The following is a 15323-nucleotide window of genomic DNA, read 5'->3' on the forward strand; positions in this document are numbered from 1 at the left end:
GGGATGTCCTGGCAGGCTACAAACGCGACAGTATAACCGTGGCTGAGCGGGGCCGCTCAGCCACCTGCGGATCGTCAGCCTTCGACTGAACCACCGGCCAGCGCGCACAGCTGGATCGGGTCGAGGATGTGCACTTCCTTGCCTTCGGCGGCGAGCAACTCGTTTTGCTGGAAGCGCGTGAACACCCGGGACACGGTTTCCACCGCCAGACCCAGGTAGTTGCCGATTTCGTTGCGCGACATGCTCAGGCGGAACTGGTTGGCCGAGAACCCGCGAGCGCGGAAGCGTGCCGACAGGTTGACCAGGAAGGTGGCGATGCGCTCGTCGGCGGTCTTCTTCGACAGCAACAGCATCATTTGCTGGTCGTCGCGGATTTCACGGCTCATCACCCGCATCAATTGACGGCGCAATTGCGGCAGTTGCAGGGCCAGTTCATCAAGGCGCTCGAAGGGGATTTCGCAGACCGAGGTGGTTTCCAGCGCCTGGGCGGACACCGGATGACTCTCGGTGTCCATGCCGGACAAGCCGACCAGTTCACTCGGCAGGTGGAAGCCGGTGATCTGTTCTTCGCCGCTGTCGCTCAGGCTGAAGGTTTTCAAGGCGCCCGAGCGTACTGCAAAGACGGAATCGAAAACGTCGCCCTGGCGGAACAGGAATTCGCCTTTTTTCAGTGGGCGGCCACGTTTGACGATGTCGTCCAGCGCATCCATGTCTTCCAGATTCAGAGAAAGTGGCAGGCAAAGTGGTGCCAGGCTGCAATCCTTGCAATGAGCCTGGTTATGAGCGCGCAGTTTAACTGGCTCGGACATTTCTTAGATCCTTGTGGGAAAACACACATAAGGCGTAAGGGTAACCTACGCAAGGACCTTGAAGCCAGTCTGCGGCAACATGGCGCAACCTCGTGGGTGCGCCCAGTGCTTTAAATAACCCGAGAGAAGCGTTGGCGGTTCTGCTGCTCCAGATAGGCATCGAACACCATGCACACTGAACGCACCAGCAGTCGCCCGGCGGGCAGGACCAGGATTTTTTCACGGTCGAGTTCGATCAGGCCATCCTCGGCCATGGCCTGCAACTGTGGCCAGAGCTGTGCGAAGTAGCCGCGAAAATCGATGTTGAAGTCCTGTTCGATGGTGGCGAAGTCCAGGCGGAAATTGCAGATCAGTTGCTGGATCACCGCCCGGCGCAACCGATCGTCCTGATTGCACAGCAGGCCACGGCTGGTGCCGAGTTGGGAGTTGGCCAAGGCGTTCTGGTACTCGTTCAGGTCGCTGCTGTTCTGGCAGTACAGGTCACCGATCTGGCTGATGGCCGACACGCCGAGGCCGATCAGGTCGCAATGGCCGTGCGTGGTGTAACCCTGGAAATTGCGTTGCAGGGTCGATTCTTCCTGCGCGATGGCCAGTTCATCGTCGGGCAGGGCGAAATGGTCCATGCCGATGTAGCGATAACCGGCGGCGGTCAGTTGCTCGATGGTGCGCTCAAGCATTTTCAGCTTTTCGGCAGGCGCCGGCAGGTCGTCGCTGTTGATTCGCCGCTGCGGCATGAAGCGCTCGGGCAGGTGGGCGTAGTTGAACACCGAAAGGCGGTCGGGCTGCAGGCTGATGACTTCTTCGACAGTGCGGGCGAAGTTGTCGGCGGTTTGCTTGGGCAGGCCGTAGATCAGGTCGATGTTGATCGAGCGGAACTGCAAGGTGCGCGCGGCATCGATCACCGCTCGGGTTTCCTCCAGGCTTTGCAGGCGATTGACCGCCCGTTGTACCGCCGGGTCGAGATCCTGCAGGCCGATACTGACGCGATTGAAGCCCAGTTCGCGCAGCAGGCCCATGGTCGACCAGTCCGCTTCCCGGGGGTCGATTTCGATGCCGTAGTCGCCCGAATCGTCATCCAGCAGGTTGAAGTGCTTGCGCAGTTGCGCCATCAACTGGCGCAGTTCGTCATGGCTGAGAAAGGTCGGGGTGCCGCCACCGAAGTGCAGTTGTTCGACTTTCTGGTTCGGGTCCAGGTGGCAGGCGACCAGCTGGATTTCCTGTTCCAGGCGTTGCAGGTAGGGCTGGGCGCGGCCGCGATCCTTGGTGATGACTTTGTTGCAGGCGCAGTAGTAGCAGATGTTCGCGCAAAACGGCACGTGCACATACAGCGAGAGCGGGCGCCGGGCCTTGCGGCTGTCGCGCAGGGCGTGGAGCAGGTCGAACGTGCCGACCTGGCTGTTGAATTGCACCGCGGTCGGGTACGAGGTGTAGCGTGGTCCCGCCAGGTCGTAACGGCGGATCAGGTCTGTGTCCCAACGAATGGCGTCGAGCATGCGGGCGTTCCCCCGGATAGGCTGGCAGTGTCAGCGAGTCTAGGGGGTTGCCACGAGGGGAATCTTGATTTGTATCAAGAGTGTACGGGTGTACACCGTCGAGCCGGGGTAAATGCCCTGTATGCGGTTACATGGGGGCTCTTCAAGCCTTCAATCGCGGCGGCCCTAGTGCCCCATGAGCCAATGCTGGTGTGGCCCGGGCAGGGTCCAGATACCGAACAGGATCACCAGCAGGCCGCCGGTCATGCGCACGCTGCGTTGGCGTAACAGCGCCGTGACGCGTTCGGCGGCGAGCCCCGTGGCCAACAACACCGGCCAGGTGCCAAGGCCAAAGGCGAGCATCAACAGCGCACTGTCGATGGCATCGCCCTGGCTGGCGGCCCACAACAGGGTGCTGTAGACCAGGCCACATGGTAGCCAGCCCCACAGCGCGCCCAGCAGCAAGGCGCGCGGTACGCTCGATACCGGCAGCAGGCGGTTGGCAACGGGCTGGATATGGCGCCACAGGCCGCGGCCCAGGCTTTCGATGCGGGTCAGGCCGCTCCACCAGCCCGCCAGGTACAGCCCCATGGCGATCAGCAGCAAACCGGCAAGCACGCGCATGAACATCGCCGCCGGACTGTTGGCCAGGGCCCAGCCGGCGAGGCCGATCAGCAGGCCGGCGGTGGCGTAGCTGAGGATTCTGCCCAGGTTGTACGCCAGCAGCAGGCGAAAGCGTCGGCTGCGTTGTTCCTTGGGGATCGCCAGGGTCAGTGCGCCCATCAACCCGCCGCACATGCCCAGGCAATGACCGCCACCGAGCAGGCCCAGGATCAGCGCTGACACCAGCAGGGGTGCCAGCTCAAGCATCGGGTGGCGCCTTGTCGGTTGGCTTGGCCGGATCCGCTGTTGGCTGGCCGTCGGCTTCGTCGATGGCAGCCTTGTGGTTCGGGTCCTGGTCGTCGAACAGGATGCTGTGGGCCGGCCCGTCGAGGTCGTCGTACTGGCCGCTGTCGACGGCCCAGAAGAAGATGTAAATGGCGATGGCGACGATCAGCAGCGCCGCCGGGATCATCACGTAGAGAGCTGGCATCTTTACTCCATGCCCGCGCGGCTCAGGCCGGCAGCGGGCGGGTTTCTGGCGTGGTGCCGGTGCCCGGAACACTCGGCATGCGAGTCAGGCGCAAGGCATTGAGTACCACGGTCAACGAACTGATGGACATGCCGACCGCGGCCCACACCGGAGTGATCCAGCCGAGGGCGGCAAACGGCAACATGAGGCCATTGTACAGCCCCGCCCACAGCAGGTTCTCGATGATTACCCGGCGGGTGCGGCGGGCCAGGCTGAAGGCTTGTACCAGGGCATCCAGGCGGTTGGACAGCAGCACGGCATCGGCGCTGGTTTTCGCAAGGTCGGTGGCCGAGCCCATGGCCACGCTGATGTCGGCCGCGGCCAGTACCGGCACATCGTTGACGCCGTCGCCAAGCATCAATACTTTGCGACCTTCCTGGTGCAGTTGCTTGAGCACCTGCAGTTTGTCGTCCGGACGCAATCCGCCACGGGCTTCGTCGATGCCCAACTCTGCCGCAACGCTGGCCACCATCGGCGAACTGTCGCCCGACAGCAACAGGGTGCGCCAGCCGCGTGCCTGGCAGGCGGCGAGCAGGGCCGGTGCGTCGCTGCGCAGGCGGTCGTCGAGGACCAGCCAGGCCAGTGCGCCGTTGCTGTCGCCCAGCAGCAGCCATTGACCGGCTTCGTCGGGCATCGGGGGGACGGCGCAACCGCTGAGTTCGCAGACGAATCCCGGCTGGCCGATGCGCAGGCGCTGCGAGCCGACCAGACCTTCAAGGCCCAGGCCGGGGGTGCTCAACACTTCTTCGGCGGCCACGGGGGCTCGACCAAAGGCCCTGGCAATCGGGTGTTCCGAGCGGTTTTCCAGGGCGGCGGCAAGCGCCAGGCACTGGTTGCTGTCGAGGGCTGCCAGTGGGCGGATCGAGCGCAACGCCAGCCGACCTTCCGTGAGGGTGCCGGTCTTGTCGAAAATCACCGTGTCGATCTGGTTCAGGCCTTCCAGCACATGGCCTCGGGTCAGGAGCAGGCCGAGTTTATGCAGGGTGCCGGTGGCGGCGGTGAGGGCGGTGGGAGTGGCCAGCGACAAGGCGCAAGGGCAGGTCGCGACCAGCATGGCCAGCACGATCCAGAACGCACGGGACGGATCCAGCTCCCACCAGATCAGGCCAATGACCGCCGCGGCCACCAGCGACAGCAGCAGGAACCATTGCGCCGCGCGGTCGGCGATTTGTGCCAGGCGTGGTTTCTCGGCCTGGGCGCGGTCCAGCAGGCGGACGATGGCTGACAGGCGTGTGTCCTGACCCAGCGCCAGCACTTCGACGGTCAGCGCACCCTCGACGTTCAGGGTGCCGGCGGTGACGGCATCGCCAGCGGTGCGCGGTTGTGGCAGGTATTCGCCCGTCAGCAGCGACTCATCGATACTCGACTGGCCGTCGAGGATCTTGCCGTCGGCCGGCAGGATGGCGCCGGGATGGACCAGCACCCGGTCACCCAGGCGCAACTCGCTGAGCAGAATGCGCTCGCTCTGGCCGTCCGGGCTTAATCGCAGGCACGATGCGGGCAGCAGGTTGACCAGTTGGGCGGTGGCGGCAGCCGTGCGTTCGCGGGCACGGCGCTCCAGATAGCGGCCAGCGAGCAGGAACAGGGCGAACATGCCGACCGCGTCGAAGTACAGCTCGCCGGTGCCGGTGATCGAGGTCCAGATGCCGGCCAGGTAGGCGCCACCGATCGCCAGCGAGACTGACACGTCCATGGTCAGGTGACGGGTGCGCAGGTCGCGCATTGCCCCTTTGAAGAAGGGTGCGCAGCTGTAGAACACGATCGGGGTGGTCAGGAACAGCGCGACCCAGCGCAGGATCGCATGCAGCTCGGGGCTGAGGTCGATGTTGAACTCCGGCCAGGTGGCCATGGTTGCCATCATCGCCTGGAACCACAACAAGCCCGCCACGCCCAATTGGCGCAAGGCCAGGCGGTTTTCGCTGGCCAGTTGCTCGCTGGCGCGGTCCGCTTGATAGGGGTGGGCGGCGTAGCCGATGTGGCGCAGCTCGCCGAGCAGCTGGCTCAACGGCAGCTGGCTGTCGACCCAGCGTACGTGCAGGCGATGGTTGGACAGGTTCAGGCGCGCCTCCGCCACGGCGGGCAGGTTGCGCAGGTGTTTCTCGATCAGCCAGCCACAGGCGGCGCAGCTGATGCCTTCCATCAATAGCGTGGTTTCGGCCAGCTCGCCTTCGTGGCGTACAAAGGGCTGTTGCACGTCGGCGCGGTCATACAGCGCCAGTTCGTCCACCAGTTGCACCGGCAAGGCGTCGGGGTTGGCCGAGGCCTCGCTGCGGTGGCTGTAATAGTGTTCCAGGCCACCGGCGACAATCGCTTCGGCCACCGCCTGGCAGCCCGGGCAGCAGAGCTCGCGCGTCTCGCCAAGGATGACGGCGGTGAACCGGCTGCCGGGTGGGACGGGCAGGGCGCAGTGGTAGCAGGGAGTTGGGGTGGTCATGAGGCGTTGTCCGATGATCGTTCCCACGCTCTGCGTGGGAATGCCTCCCCGGACGCTCCGCGTCCGCTTCGGCTGGGACGCAGAGCGTCCCTGGCTGCGTTCCCGCGCAGAGCGTGGGAACGATCAGGGGTAGGGCTTACTGCTTCAGGTCTTCGGCGCCTTGCAGCGGTTCGTCACCCAGCAGCAGGTCTTTGTCGTGGCTGACCTGTTCTTCTTCGAACATGCGCCAGATGTGGTCGTCCTGGGTGCCCAGCAGCTCGACGAAGCGGCGACCTTCAATCTTGTCGTTCACCTGGCCGATGTAGCGGCCTTGTTCGGTTTCACTGCGGGTCAGGATGATCTTGCGGTCTTTCTCCGGCTGGGTGGGCGAGATCAGGTTCAGCTCCAGGGTCTTCGGCTGGCTGTTGCCGGTCAGGTGCAGGTCGACTTCACCGGTCACGCCGTCCAGGTGCATGCTGGCGCGCATCAGCAGGGTCTGGGCCAGCAGCTCACGGTCCAGTGAGCGGTTGATGCCCTTGCCAGCTTCGTAGTAGTTGTCGTTGACCAGGTTGTCCGGGTTGTTCACCGCGATGGTCACCATCGACAGGGTCAGCGTTACCGAACAGGCCAGGATAGCGATGATGATCCATGGCCAGAGGTGCTTGTACCAAGGGCTGGTGGCAGTTGCTGCGGGCATGATGACGTCTCTCAACGAATTTGTGGGCCGATGAATCGGCTCTTGGCTTCAACGTGGACGCTGTCGTCATCGGCATCCTTGAGGATGAATTTCACCTCGTTGGTGCTCGACGGCAGTTGGTCCGGTGCGCTCGACAACTCGACCGGCATGCTGAAAATATCACCCGCGGCTACCTTGATCTCACGCTTGCCTTGCAGCTTGAGGTCGGGCAGGCCGGCGGCGTCCAGCACGTAGGTATGGTCGTGCTGGTCCTTGTTCATGATTTTGAGGCTGTAGACGTTCTCGATCCGGCCTTCGGCGTTTTCGCGGTACAGCACGCGGTCCTTGCTGACGTCGAAACCCACCAGCGAGCGCATGAAGAACGCGGTGACCAGCAGGCTGATCATGGCCAGCAACACCAGGGCGTAACCGATCAGGCGCGGACGCAGTTTATGGGTTTTTTGCCCGGACAGGTTGTGCTCGGTGGTGTAGCTGATCAGGCCGCGAGGGTACTCCATCTTGTCCATGATGCTGTCGCAGGCGTCGATGCAGGCCGCGCAGCCAATGCATTCGATCTGCAGGCCGTCGCGGATGTCGATGCCGGTCGGGCAGACCTGGACGCACATGGTGCAATCGATGCAGTCGCCCAGCCCCAGGGCCTTGTAGTCAGCGCCTTTCTTGCGCGGACCACGGCTTTCGCCACGGCGCGGGTCGTAGGAGACGATCAGGGTGTCCTTGTCGAACATCACGCTCTGGAAGCGTGCGTAGGGGCACATGTAGATGCACACTTGCTCGCGCAGCCAGCCGGCGTTGCCATAGGTGGCGAGGGTGAAGAAACCCACCCAGAAGTAGGACCAGCCATCGGCTTGCCCGGTGAAAAACTCGATCACCAGCTCACGAATCGGCGAGAAGTAACCGACAAAGGTCATGCCGGTGACGAAGCCGATCAGCAGCCACATCGTGTGCTTGCTGAATTTGCGCAGGAATTTGTTGGCGCTCATCGGCGCCTTGTCGAGCTTGATGCGTTGATTGCGGTCGCCTTCGGTGACCTTCTCGCACCACATGAAAATCCATGTCCAGACGCTCTGCGGGCAGGTATAGCCGCACCAGACGCGCCCGGCGTACACGGTAATGAAGAACAGGCCGAAGGCGGCGATGATCAACAGGCCCGACAGCAGGATGAAGTCCTGCGGCCAGAAGGTGGCGCCGAAGATGAAGAACTTGCGCTCCGGCAGGTTCCACCAGACAGCCTGATGGCCGCCCCAGTTGAGCCACACCGTACCGAAATACAGCAGAAACAACCCGGCACCGCCCATCATCCGCAGGTTACGGAACAGGCCGGTGAAGGCGCGGGTGTAGATTTTCTCTCTGGAGGCGTAAAGGTCGACGCTGTTGTTCGCGTTCTTGGTGGGCGGGGTGACGTCGTGTACCGGAATCTGGTTGCTCATCATTGCATCCCACGGCAGTGGAAAAATGCCGCGGTCAGTACGTGCCGACCGCGGTCAAAAAGGGCTGTAACAGTGGCGCAATGATACGCCTGTCGCTCTAGTTCAAGGGTGCGACCTTTGGTCGCGTTGGGGAAAAAACCTGGATGGTGTAGCAAATGTAACAAATCGTGATGCAGGTCAATTGACTATAGCCGATTCCCCTTTTTCCTTGGCTGCCTGCGCATGATCTGGTTCGGGGAGGGGTATGCAGCGGGCTGGCGCGGCACACCGGTTACTTGCGTAGTTCACTCCGATGATGCGCTGGCGTCAAGGAGGGTTGCCGCCTCCCGGGGAATCCCGCCCACCGGTACGGCGTATTCAAATAACCGGGAAATGCAAACGGCCCCGCCAATTCTCATTGGCGGGGCCGTTTTTTACTGCTTCAAGCGTTTGCCTTACTCGGCGTCCGCTGCCTTCTCACCGTGAGACAGGCTGTAGACGTAAGCGGCCAGCAGGTGAACCTTGTCGTTACCCTGCATTTGCTCTTGCGCAGGCATCTGGCCCTGACGGCCGTAACGGATGGTCTGCTGCAGTTGAGCGAAGCTCGAACCGTAGATGAACGCTGCCGGGTGGGTCAGGTTAGGTGCGCCCATTGCCGGGGTACCTTTGCCTTCCGGACCGTGGCAGACCGCGCAGTTGGTGGCGAACAGCTTCTGGCCGGCAGCCGGATCGGCTTTCGCGCCTTCTGGCAGTTTGCGGCCATCGAGGTTGGTCAGGACAAATGCAGCCACGTCGCTGACGCCTTGCTCGCCGATCACGTCGGCCCAGGCTGGCATTACCGCGTGACGACCGGCCATGATGGTGGCCTTGATGTCTTGCGGTGCGCCGCCCCAGCGCCAGTCGGCGTCGGTCAGGTTAGGGAAGCCATAAGCGCCCTTGGCGTCGGAGCCGTGGCAGACCGAGCAGTTGGAGGCGAACAGGCGGCCACCCATCTTCAGGGCTTGCGGGTCCTTGGCGACTTCTTCAATCGGCATGGCGGCGAACTTGGCGAAGATCGGACCGAACTTGGCGTCCGACTTGGCCATTTCCTTTTCCCACTCGTGAACACCGGTCCAGCCAGACTGGCCGTTGGCGAACTCGGTTTTCTTGTCGTTATCCAGGTAGGCGTAACCTGGCAGCAGACCTTTCCAGTTGCCCAGGCCCGGGTACAGGACCAGATAGCCGAGGGCGAAGACGATGGTGCCGACGAACAGCATGAACCACCATTTCGGCAGCGGGTTGTCGTACTCCTCGATCCCGTCGAAGGAGTGGCCAACCTTCTCATCTGTCTGTTCGCTGCGCTGGCCCTTGCGGGTCGACAGCAACAGCCAGGTCAGGGCGAAGATGGTACCCAGACTGAGGACTGTGACGTACAGACTCCAGAACGTAGTCATTCTTTGTTACTCCTAGAAGCTTGCTCGACGTGCTTGATGGCTTCGGGATCATCCGCGAAAGGCAGCAAGGTCGCGTCTTCAAACTCGGACTTGCGCTTGGGGCTGAACACCCACAGGGCCAGACCGATAAAGGCAACCATCACGACAACGGTGCCCAGGCCACGAATCATCCCGATATCCATCTAAATCACCGTTTGCTTTTGATGATGGTGCCCAGGCCTTGCAGATAGGCCACCAGCGCGTCCATTTCGGTTTTGCCCTTCACTGCGTCTTTTGCACCGGCGATGTCTTCGTCGGTGTAAGGGACGCCGAGCGTACGCAAGACTTCCATTTTCTTCGCGGTGTCTTTGCCGTCGAGCTTGTTTTCCACGAGGAACGGGTAACCCGGCATTTTCGACTCGGGTACAACGTTGCGCGGGTTGTACAAGTGCGCACGCTGCCAGTCATCGGAGTAACGACCGCCTACGCGGGCCAGGTCCGGACCGGTACGCTTGGAACCCCACAGGAACGGGTGGTCCCAAACGCTTTCACCGGCTACCGAGTAGTGGCCATAACGTTCGGTTTCAGCGCGAAACGGACGGATCATCTGCGAGTGGCAGCCGACACAACCGTTGGCGATATAAATGTCGCGGCCTTCCAGTTCAAGGGCGGTACGCGGCTTCATGCCCTCGACCGGCTTGTTGGTGACGTCCTGGAAAAACAGCGGAACGATCTGGGTCAGGCCGCCAATGCTGACGGCGATGACCATGAAGAAGGCCAGCAGGCCAATATTCTTCTCGACTGCTTCATGCTTCATCAGTGAGCTCCAACTACGGCAATCTGTTCGGCGGCTTTGGCTTCAGCCGGGTTCGAGGCGCGTACGGTACGGAATACGTTGTAGGCCATGAACAGCATGCCGGTGGCGAAGAATGCACCGCCCAGGGCGCGAACGATGAAACCAGGATGGCTGGCTTGCAGCGCTTCAACGAACGAGTAGGTCAGGGTGCCGTCGTCGTTGATTGCACGCCACATCAGGCCCTGGGTGATGCCGTTTACCCACATCGAGGCGATGTAGAGCACGGTACCGATGGTCGCGAGCCAGAAGTGGGTGTTGATCAGGCCGGTGCTGTGCATCTGCTGGCGACCGAACAGTTTCGGGATCATGTGGTAGATGGCGCCGATCGAGATCATCGCTACCCAGCCCAAGGCACCGGCGTGTACGTGGCCGATGGTCCAGTCAGTGTAGTGAGACAGCGAGTTGACGGTCTTGATGGCCATCATCGGGCCTTCGAAGGTCGACATGCCGTAGAACGCCAGGGATACGACCAGGAAACGCAGGATCGGGTCGGTGCGCAGCTTATGCCAGGCGCCCGACAGGGTCATCATGCCGTTGATCATGCCGCCCCAGCTCGGTGCCAGCAGGATGATCGACATCGCCATGCCCAGGGACTGAGCCCAGTCCGGCAGTGCGGTGTAATGCAGGTGGTGAGGGCCGGCCCAGATGTACAGGGTGATCAGTGCCCAGAAGTGCACGATCGACAGGCGATAGGAGTAGATCGGACGCTCGGCCTGTTTAGGCACGAAGTAGTACATCATCCCCAGGAAGCCGGTGGTCAGGAAGAAACCTACCGCGTTGTGGCCGTACCACCACTGGATCATGGCATCGGTCGCACCGGCGTAGGCCGAGTAGGACTTGAAGAAGCTGACCGGCAGGGAGGCGTGGTTGACGATGTGCAGCATCGCCGTCACGACGATGAAGGCACCGTAGAACCAGTTGCCCACATAGATGTGCTTGGTCTTGCGCTTGACGATGGTGCCGAAGAACACCAGACCGTAGGTGACCCAGACGATGGCCAGCAGAATGGCAATAGGCCATTCCAGTTCGGCGTATTCCTTGCTGGTGGTGTAACCCAATGGCAAGGAGATGCCTGCACCGACAATCACCGCTTGCCAGCCCCAGAAGGTGAAGGCCGCGAGGCTGTCGGAAATCAGTCGCGTTTGGCAGGTTCGCTGCACGACGTAATAAGAAGTGGCAAACAATGCACATCCACCGAAGGCGAAAATCACCAGGTTGGTGTGCAGTGGGCGCAGGCGTCCAAAGCTCGTCCACGGCAGGTCGAAGTTCAACTCCGGCCAGACCAGTTGCGAGGCGATGAAGACACCGAGCCCCATGCCAAGGATCCCCCAGACCACCGTCATGATGGCGAACTGGCGGACTACCTTATAGTTATAAGCAGTCGGACTGATTGCTGTGCTCATTCTAAGGTTCCACGGTTTGGGTGTTTTATTAGGGATAAAAATCGGCCGCAAGTATGGAGAAAGCGGGGGGTCATTGCAACGCGCCATGACCTGGGTCAATGCTTTCAAAAGCTGATTCTGCGGCCTTTCCATGCGCCGCGTAGGGACAAAATTGCCTGGGGGCAAAATGTCTCGGCGGACGGAAAAGGCGAGGGGGTCGGGTCGGTTGTAGCTAGGCGTGTTCAAACGAAGCGCGCAGGTGACAGACGGCAACTTGCGCGACAGCCGGTAACTACCAGCCTTTGCGGCCTGTCATCGAACAGATTCGTCGAACGCATCCGGTACGGTTGACCTGTGACCGGCTGTTGCCAGTCCGCTTCGGAGCAAGCTTAGACGTGAATCCACCGAACGGAAAGGCGGACCCTTGAGGGGTGCGACAATGGGTCGCAAAGGGGGGGCAGCTGCAAGCTTCAAGAGGGATCTCGTCGCTTGCAGCTTTTGCTTTTGCTTTTGCTTGCGGCTTGTAGCTTACCGCTTGCAACTGCTCCTCTTACTTACCGCTTGCAGCTTGAGGCTTGTCGCTGCTCAAGCTATACACATAAGCGGCCAGCAGTTGCACCTTGTCGTTGCCCAGCAGTTCGTTCTGCGCCGGCATGTGCCCCTGGCGACCATGGCGAATGGTCTGTTGCAGCTGGGCCAGGCTAGTGCCGTAGATGAACGCCGCCGGTTGTGTCAGGTTGGGCGCGCCCATCATTTCCATGCCCTGGCCTTTTGCTCCGTGACACGCTACGCAAGTGGTGCTGAACGCTTGCTGTCCGGCGACAAGGTCGGCGCCGTTGTCGGCCGGCAGCGGCAGGCCGGCCAGTTCATGACGAACATAAGCGGCGACGTTTTTCACCCCGGCATCGCCCAGCACTTCACCCCAGGCCGGCATCGCCGCCATCCGGCCACCCATGATGGTGGTCTTGATGGCGTCGGCACTGCCGCCCCAGCGCCAGGCGCTGTCGGCCAGGTTAGGGAAGCCGAACGCACCCTTGGCGTCCGAACCGTGGCACACCGAGCAGTTGGAGGCGAACAGGCGACCGCCCATTTTCAGTGCTTGTGGGTCTTTTGCCACTTCTTCCACGGGCATGGCTGCAAACTTGGCGAAGATCGGCCCGAACTTCGCGTCGGCCTTGGCCATTTCCTTTTCCCACTCGTGGGCGCCCGTCCAGCCGTTCTCGTAACCGGGCAAGATGCCTTTCCAGTTACCCAGGCCCGGATAGAGGATCAGGTAGCCGACGGCAAACACCAGGGTGCCGGCGAACAACAGGAACCACCATTGTGGCAATGGATTGTCGTATTCCTCGATGCCGTCGAAGGCATGGCCCATGGTCTGGTCGACACTGCCCTTGGTTTCGCCCTTGCGGGTGCCGATCAACAGCCAGGTCAGGCCGATCAGGCTGCCGATGGTCAGTACGCAGATCCACGTACTCCAGAAGGTCGTCATGGCCGAATGCTCCTTGTTGCAGGCTCTTGAGAGTGAGCGTCATCTGGTTGAATCAGCGGCTCGTCGGCGAACGGCAGCAGCCGTGCCTGGGCGAACTCCGGATTGCGTTTGCTGTTGAACACCCACAGCGACAGGCCGATGAAGGCGATCATCACCACCAGCGTACCCAGGCCGCGGATCATTCCTGTATCGAGTTCAAAACCCATGGCTCACCTCTTGCTCTTGATCGCAGTGCCCAGCACTTGCAGGTAGGAGACCAGTGCGTCCATCTCGGTCTTGCCCTTGAGGGTCGCGACTGAGCCTGCGATGTCTTCGTCGGTGTACGGAACGCCAAGGGTGCGCATGACCTTGATCTTGGTTTCGGTGTTGCTGCTGTCCACCGGCTGGGTGACCAGCCACGGGTAGGCGGGCATCTTCGATTCCGGTACCACGTTGCGCGGGTTGTACAGGTGCGCGCGGTGCCAGTCATCGGAGTAGCGGCCGCCGACACGGGCCAGGTCCGGACCGGTGCGCTTGGAACCCCACAGGAACGGGTGATCCCAGACGCTTTCACCGGCCACCGAGTAGTGGCCGTAGCGCTCGGTCTCGGCGCGGAACGGGCGGACCATCTGCGAGTGGCACTGTACGCAACCCTCGCGGATGTAGATGTCACGGCCTTCCAGTTGCAGGGCGGTATAGGGTTTCATGCCGGCGACCGGCTTGTTGGTGACGTCCTGGAAGAACAGCGGGACGATCTGGGTCAGACCGCCGATGCTCACCGCAAACACCATCAGCAGCAGGAGCAGGCCGACGTTTTTCTCAATCGTTTCGTGTTTCATGGCGGACTCCTCAGGCCATCTGCGCTGCGGCGGCGATTTCGGCTGGTTGTGCCTCACGCACGGTGCGCCAGGTGTTGTAGGCCATCAGGAACATGCCGCTCAGGAAGATAGCGCCACCCACCAGCCGCACGATGAAGCCAGGGTGGCTGGCCACCAGGGTTTCGACGAAGGAGTAGGTCAGCGTGCCGTCTTCGTTGATCGCGCGCCACATCAGGCCCTGGGCGATGCCGTTGACCCACATCGACGCGATGTAGAGCACGGTGCCGATGGTGGCGAGCCAGAAGTGCGCGTTGATCAGGCCGAGGCTGTGCATCTGCTGGCGGCCGAAGATTTTCGGGATCATGTGGTACAGCGCGCCGATGGAAATCATCGCTACCCAGCCCAGGGCGCCGGCGTGTACGTGGCCGATGGTCCAGTCGGTGTAGTGGGAGAGGGCGTTGACGGTCTTGATGGCCATCATCGGGCCTTCGAAGGTCGACATGCCGTAGAACGCCAGGGACACCACCAAAAAGCGCAGGATCGGGTCGCTGCGCAGCTTATGCCAGGCACCCGACAGGGTCATCATGCCGTTGATCATGCCGCCCCAGCTTGGTGCCAGCAGAATCAGCGACATCACCATGCCCAGGGACTGGGCCCAGTCCGGCAGGGCGGTGTAGTGCAGGTGGTGAGGGCCGGCCCAGATGTACAGGGTGATCAGTGCCCAGAAGTGCACGATCGACAGGCGATAGGAGTACACCGGGCGTTCGGCCTGTTTCGGCACGAAGTAGTACATCATCCCCAGAAAGCCTGCGGTCAGGAAGAAACCGACCGCGTTGTGGCCGTACCACCACTGCACCATCGCATCGGTTGCACCGGCGTAGGCGGAGTAGGACTTGGTCAGGCTCACCGGCAGTTCGGCATTGTTGACGATGTGCAGGATGGCGACGGTGATGATGAAGGCACCGAAGAACCAGTTACCGACGTAGATGTGCTTGGTCTTGCGCTTGATCAGCGTGCCGAAGAACACGATGGCGTAGGCGACCCAGACAATGGTGATCAGGATATCGATCGGCCATTCCAGCTCGGCGTACTCCTTGGAGCTGGTGTAGCCCAGTGGCAGGGTGATGGCCGCCAGTACGATCACCAATTGCCAGCCCCAGAAGGTGAAGGCAGCGATTTTCGGCGCGAACAGCTGGGTCTGGCAGGTGCGTTGCACGGAGTAGAACGAGGCGGCAAACAGGGCGCAGCCGCCAAAGGCGAAGATCACCGCGTTGGTGTGCAGCGGGCGCAAGCGACCGAAGCTGGTCCAGGGTAAATCGAAGTTCAGTTCGGGCCAGACCAATTGAGCTGCGAGAAAAACCCCGAGCCCCATGCCGACGATGCCCCACACCACCGTCATAATGGCGAATTGGCGGACCACCTTGTAGTTATAGGCGGTACTTAAAGAAGTGTTCATGG

General features: G+C 61.7%; 15 protein-coding genes. All 15 read right to left on the reverse strand.

From position 1 onward, the window contains the following. Positions 1 to 74: 74 nt before the first annotated feature. The 15 genes from fnr to ccoN (CKW07_RS00510) all read right to left on the reverse strand — a co-directional run bounded on the left by fnr (position 75) and on the right by ccoN (CKW07_RS00510) (position 15321). Entirely contained in the window at positions 75 to 809 is a 735-nt protein-coding gene (gene fnr, locus CKW07_RS00440; RefSeq protein WP_095143100.1) for a fumarate/nitrate reduction transcriptional regulator Fnr, read from the reverse strand. Positions 810 to 919: 110 nt separating this feature from the next. Next, positions 920 to 2302 carry an oxygen-independent coproporphyrinogen III oxidase gene (hemN, locus tag CKW07_RS00445; RefSeq protein ID WP_095143101.1) on the reverse strand — a complete coding sequence of 461 codons (1383 nt, stop codon included), beginning with the start codon at positions 2300 to 2302 and terminating at the stop codon, positions 920 to 922. A 165-nt stretch (positions 2303 to 2467) separates the two neighbouring features. Then, positions 2468 to 3151 (reverse strand): sulfite exporter TauE/SafE family protein, encoded by a 684-nt coding sequence (locus CKW07_RS00450; protein WP_095143102.1) that lies wholly within the window; start codon positions 3149 to 3151, stop codon positions 2468 to 2470. After that, positions 3144 to 3374 (reverse strand): cbb3-type cytochrome oxidase assembly protein CcoS, encoded by a 231-nt coding sequence (ccoS, locus tag CKW07_RS00455; RefSeq protein WP_095143103.1) that lies wholly within the window; start codon positions 3372 to 3374, stop codon positions 3144 to 3146. The genes CKW07_RS00450 and ccoS overlap by 8 nt, the downstream gene beginning before the upstream one ends. A gap of 22 nt (positions 3375 to 3396) precedes the next feature. Next, positions 3397 to 5847, reverse strand: coding sequence for a heavy metal translocating P-type ATPase (locus tag CKW07_RS00460; RefSeq protein ID WP_095143104.1), 2451 nt, complete (start codon positions 5845 to 5847; stop codon positions 3397 to 3399). Between the two features lie 136 nt (positions 5848 to 5983). Next, the gene (locus CKW07_RS00465) at positions 5984 to 6523 is read right to left on the reverse strand and encodes a FixH family protein (RefSeq protein ID WP_095143105.1); all 540 of its coding nucleotides are present in this window, start codon (positions 6521 to 6523) and stop codon (positions 5984 to 5986) included. Between the two features lie 11 nt (positions 6524 to 6534). After that, positions 6535 to 7950, reverse strand: a complete 1416-nt coding sequence (ccoG, locus tag CKW07_RS00470) for a cytochrome c oxidase accessory protein CcoG (protein ID WP_095143106.1) — start codon at positions 7948 to 7950, stop codon at positions 6535 to 6537. A 434-nt stretch (positions 7951 to 8384) separates the two neighbouring features. Next, positions 8385 to 9362, reverse strand: a complete 978-nt coding sequence (gene ccoP, locus CKW07_RS00475; RefSeq protein WP_095143107.1) for a cytochrome-c oxidase, cbb3-type subunit III — start codon at positions 9360 to 9362, stop codon at positions 8385 to 8387. Then, complete coding sequence (locus CKW07_RS00480; protein ID WP_003175465.1) at positions 9359 to 9544, reverse strand: CcoQ/FixQ family Cbb3-type cytochrome c oxidase assembly chaperone; 186 nt, start codon at positions 9542 to 9544, stop codon at positions 9359 to 9361. The genes ccoP (CKW07_RS00475) and CKW07_RS00480 overlap by 4 nt, the downstream gene beginning before the upstream one ends. A gap of 5 nt (positions 9545 to 9549) precedes the next feature. Beyond that, a complete protein-coding gene (ccoO, locus tag CKW07_RS00485; protein ID WP_095082242.1) occupies positions 9550 to 10158 on the reverse strand; it encodes a cytochrome-c oxidase, cbb3-type subunit II in 609 nt (202 codons plus the stop codon). Next, positions 10158 to 11600, reverse strand: a complete 1443-nt coding sequence (gene ccoN / locus CKW07_RS00490) for a cytochrome-c oxidase, cbb3-type subunit I (protein ID WP_095143108.1) — start codon at positions 11598 to 11600, stop codon at positions 10158 to 10160. Before ccoN (CKW07_RS00490) ends, ccoO (CKW07_RS00485) begins: the two co-directional genes overlap by 1 nt. Positions 11601 to 12129: 529 nt before the next feature. Beyond that, positions 12130 to 13068 (reverse strand): cytochrome-c oxidase, cbb3-type subunit III, encoded by a 939-nt coding sequence (gene ccoP, locus CKW07_RS00495; RefSeq protein ID WP_095143109.1) that lies wholly within the window; start codon positions 13066 to 13068, stop codon positions 12130 to 12132. Next, complete coding sequence (locus CKW07_RS00500; protein ID WP_095082245.1) at positions 13065 to 13274, reverse strand: cbb3-type cytochrome c oxidase subunit 3; 210 nt, start codon at positions 13272 to 13274, stop codon at positions 13065 to 13067. The genes ccoP (CKW07_RS00495) and CKW07_RS00500 overlap by 4 nt, the downstream gene beginning before the upstream one ends. Before the next feature lie 3 nt (positions 13275 to 13277). Beyond that, positions 13278 to 13886, reverse strand: a complete 609-nt coding sequence (gene ccoO, locus CKW07_RS00505) for a cytochrome-c oxidase, cbb3-type subunit II (protein WP_095143110.1) — start codon at positions 13884 to 13886, stop codon at positions 13278 to 13280. Between the two features lie 10 nt (positions 13887 to 13896). Then, positions 13897 to 15321, reverse strand: a complete 1425-nt coding sequence (gene ccoN / locus CKW07_RS00510; protein WP_095143111.1) for a cytochrome-c oxidase, cbb3-type subunit I — start codon at positions 15319 to 15321, stop codon at positions 13897 to 13899. Between the last annotated feature and the right edge of the window lie 2 nt (positions 15322 to 15323).

Source organism: Pseudomonas sp. Irchel s3b6 (assembly GCF_900187415.1).
In the GTDB taxonomy this organism is placed as follows: domain Bacteria; phylum Pseudomonadota; class Gammaproteobacteria; order Pseudomonadales; family Pseudomonadaceae; genus Aquipseudomonas.

What these genes read in the sequence shown, in the direction of transcription:
- fnr (WP_095143100.1), bottom strand. Translation starts at nt 809, where the DNA reads ATGTCCGAGCCAGTTAAACTGCGCGCTCATAACCAGGCTCATTGCAAG.
- hemN (WP_095143101.1), bottom strand. Translation starts at nt 2,302, where the DNA reads ATGCTCGACGCCATTCGTTGGGACACAGACCTGATCCGCCGTTACGAC.
- CKW07_RS00450 (WP_095143102.1), bottom strand. Translation starts at nt 3,151, where the DNA reads ATGCTTGAGCTGGCACCCCTGCTGGTGTCAGCGCTGATCCTGGGCCTG.
- ccoS (WP_095143103.1), bottom strand. Translation starts at nt 3,374, where the DNA reads ATGCCAGCTCTCTACGTGATGATCCCGGCGGCGCTGCTGATCGTCGCC.
- CKW07_RS00460 (WP_095143104.1), bottom strand. Translation starts at nt 5,847, where the DNA reads ATGACCACCCCAACTCCCTGCTACCACTGCGCCCTGCCCGTCCCACCC.
- CKW07_RS00465 (WP_095143105.1), bottom strand. Translation starts at nt 6,523, where the DNA reads ATGCCCGCAGCAACTGCCACCAGCCCTTGGTACAAGCACCTCTGGCCA.
- ccoG (WP_095143106.1), bottom strand. Translation starts at nt 7,950, where the DNA reads ATGAGCAACCAGATTCCGGTACACGACGTCACCCCGCCCACCAAGAAC.
- ccoP (WP_095143107.1), bottom strand. Translation starts at nt 9,362, where the DNA reads ATGACTACGTTCTGGAGTCTGTACGTCACAGTCCTCAGTCTGGGTACC.
- CKW07_RS00480 (WP_003175465.1), bottom strand. Translation starts at nt 9,544, where the DNA reads ATGGATATCGGGATGATTCGTGGCCTGGGCACCGTTGTCGTGATGGTT.
- ccoO (WP_095082242.1), bottom strand. Translation starts at nt 10,158, where the DNA reads ATGAAGCATGAAGCAGTCGAGAAGAATATTGGCCTGCTGGCCTTCTTC.
- ccoN (WP_095143108.1), bottom strand. Translation starts at nt 11,600, where the DNA reads ATGAGCACAGCAATCAGTCCGACTGCTTATAACTATAAGGTAGTCCGC.
- ccoP (WP_095143109.1), bottom strand. Translation starts at nt 13,068, where the DNA reads ATGACGACCTTCTGGAGTACGTGGATCTGCGTACTGACCATCGGCAGC.
- CKW07_RS00500 (WP_095082245.1), bottom strand. Translation starts at nt 13,274, where the DNA reads ATGGGTTTTGAACTCGATACAGGAATGATCCGCGGCCTGGGTACGCTG.
- ccoO (WP_095143110.1), bottom strand. Translation starts at nt 13,886, where the DNA reads ATGAAACACGAAACGATTGAGAAAAACGTCGGCCTGCTCCTGCTGCTG.
- ccoN (WP_095143111.1), bottom strand. Translation starts at nt 15,321, where the DNA reads ATGAACACTTCTTTAAGTACCGCCTATAACTACAAGGTGGTCCGCCAA.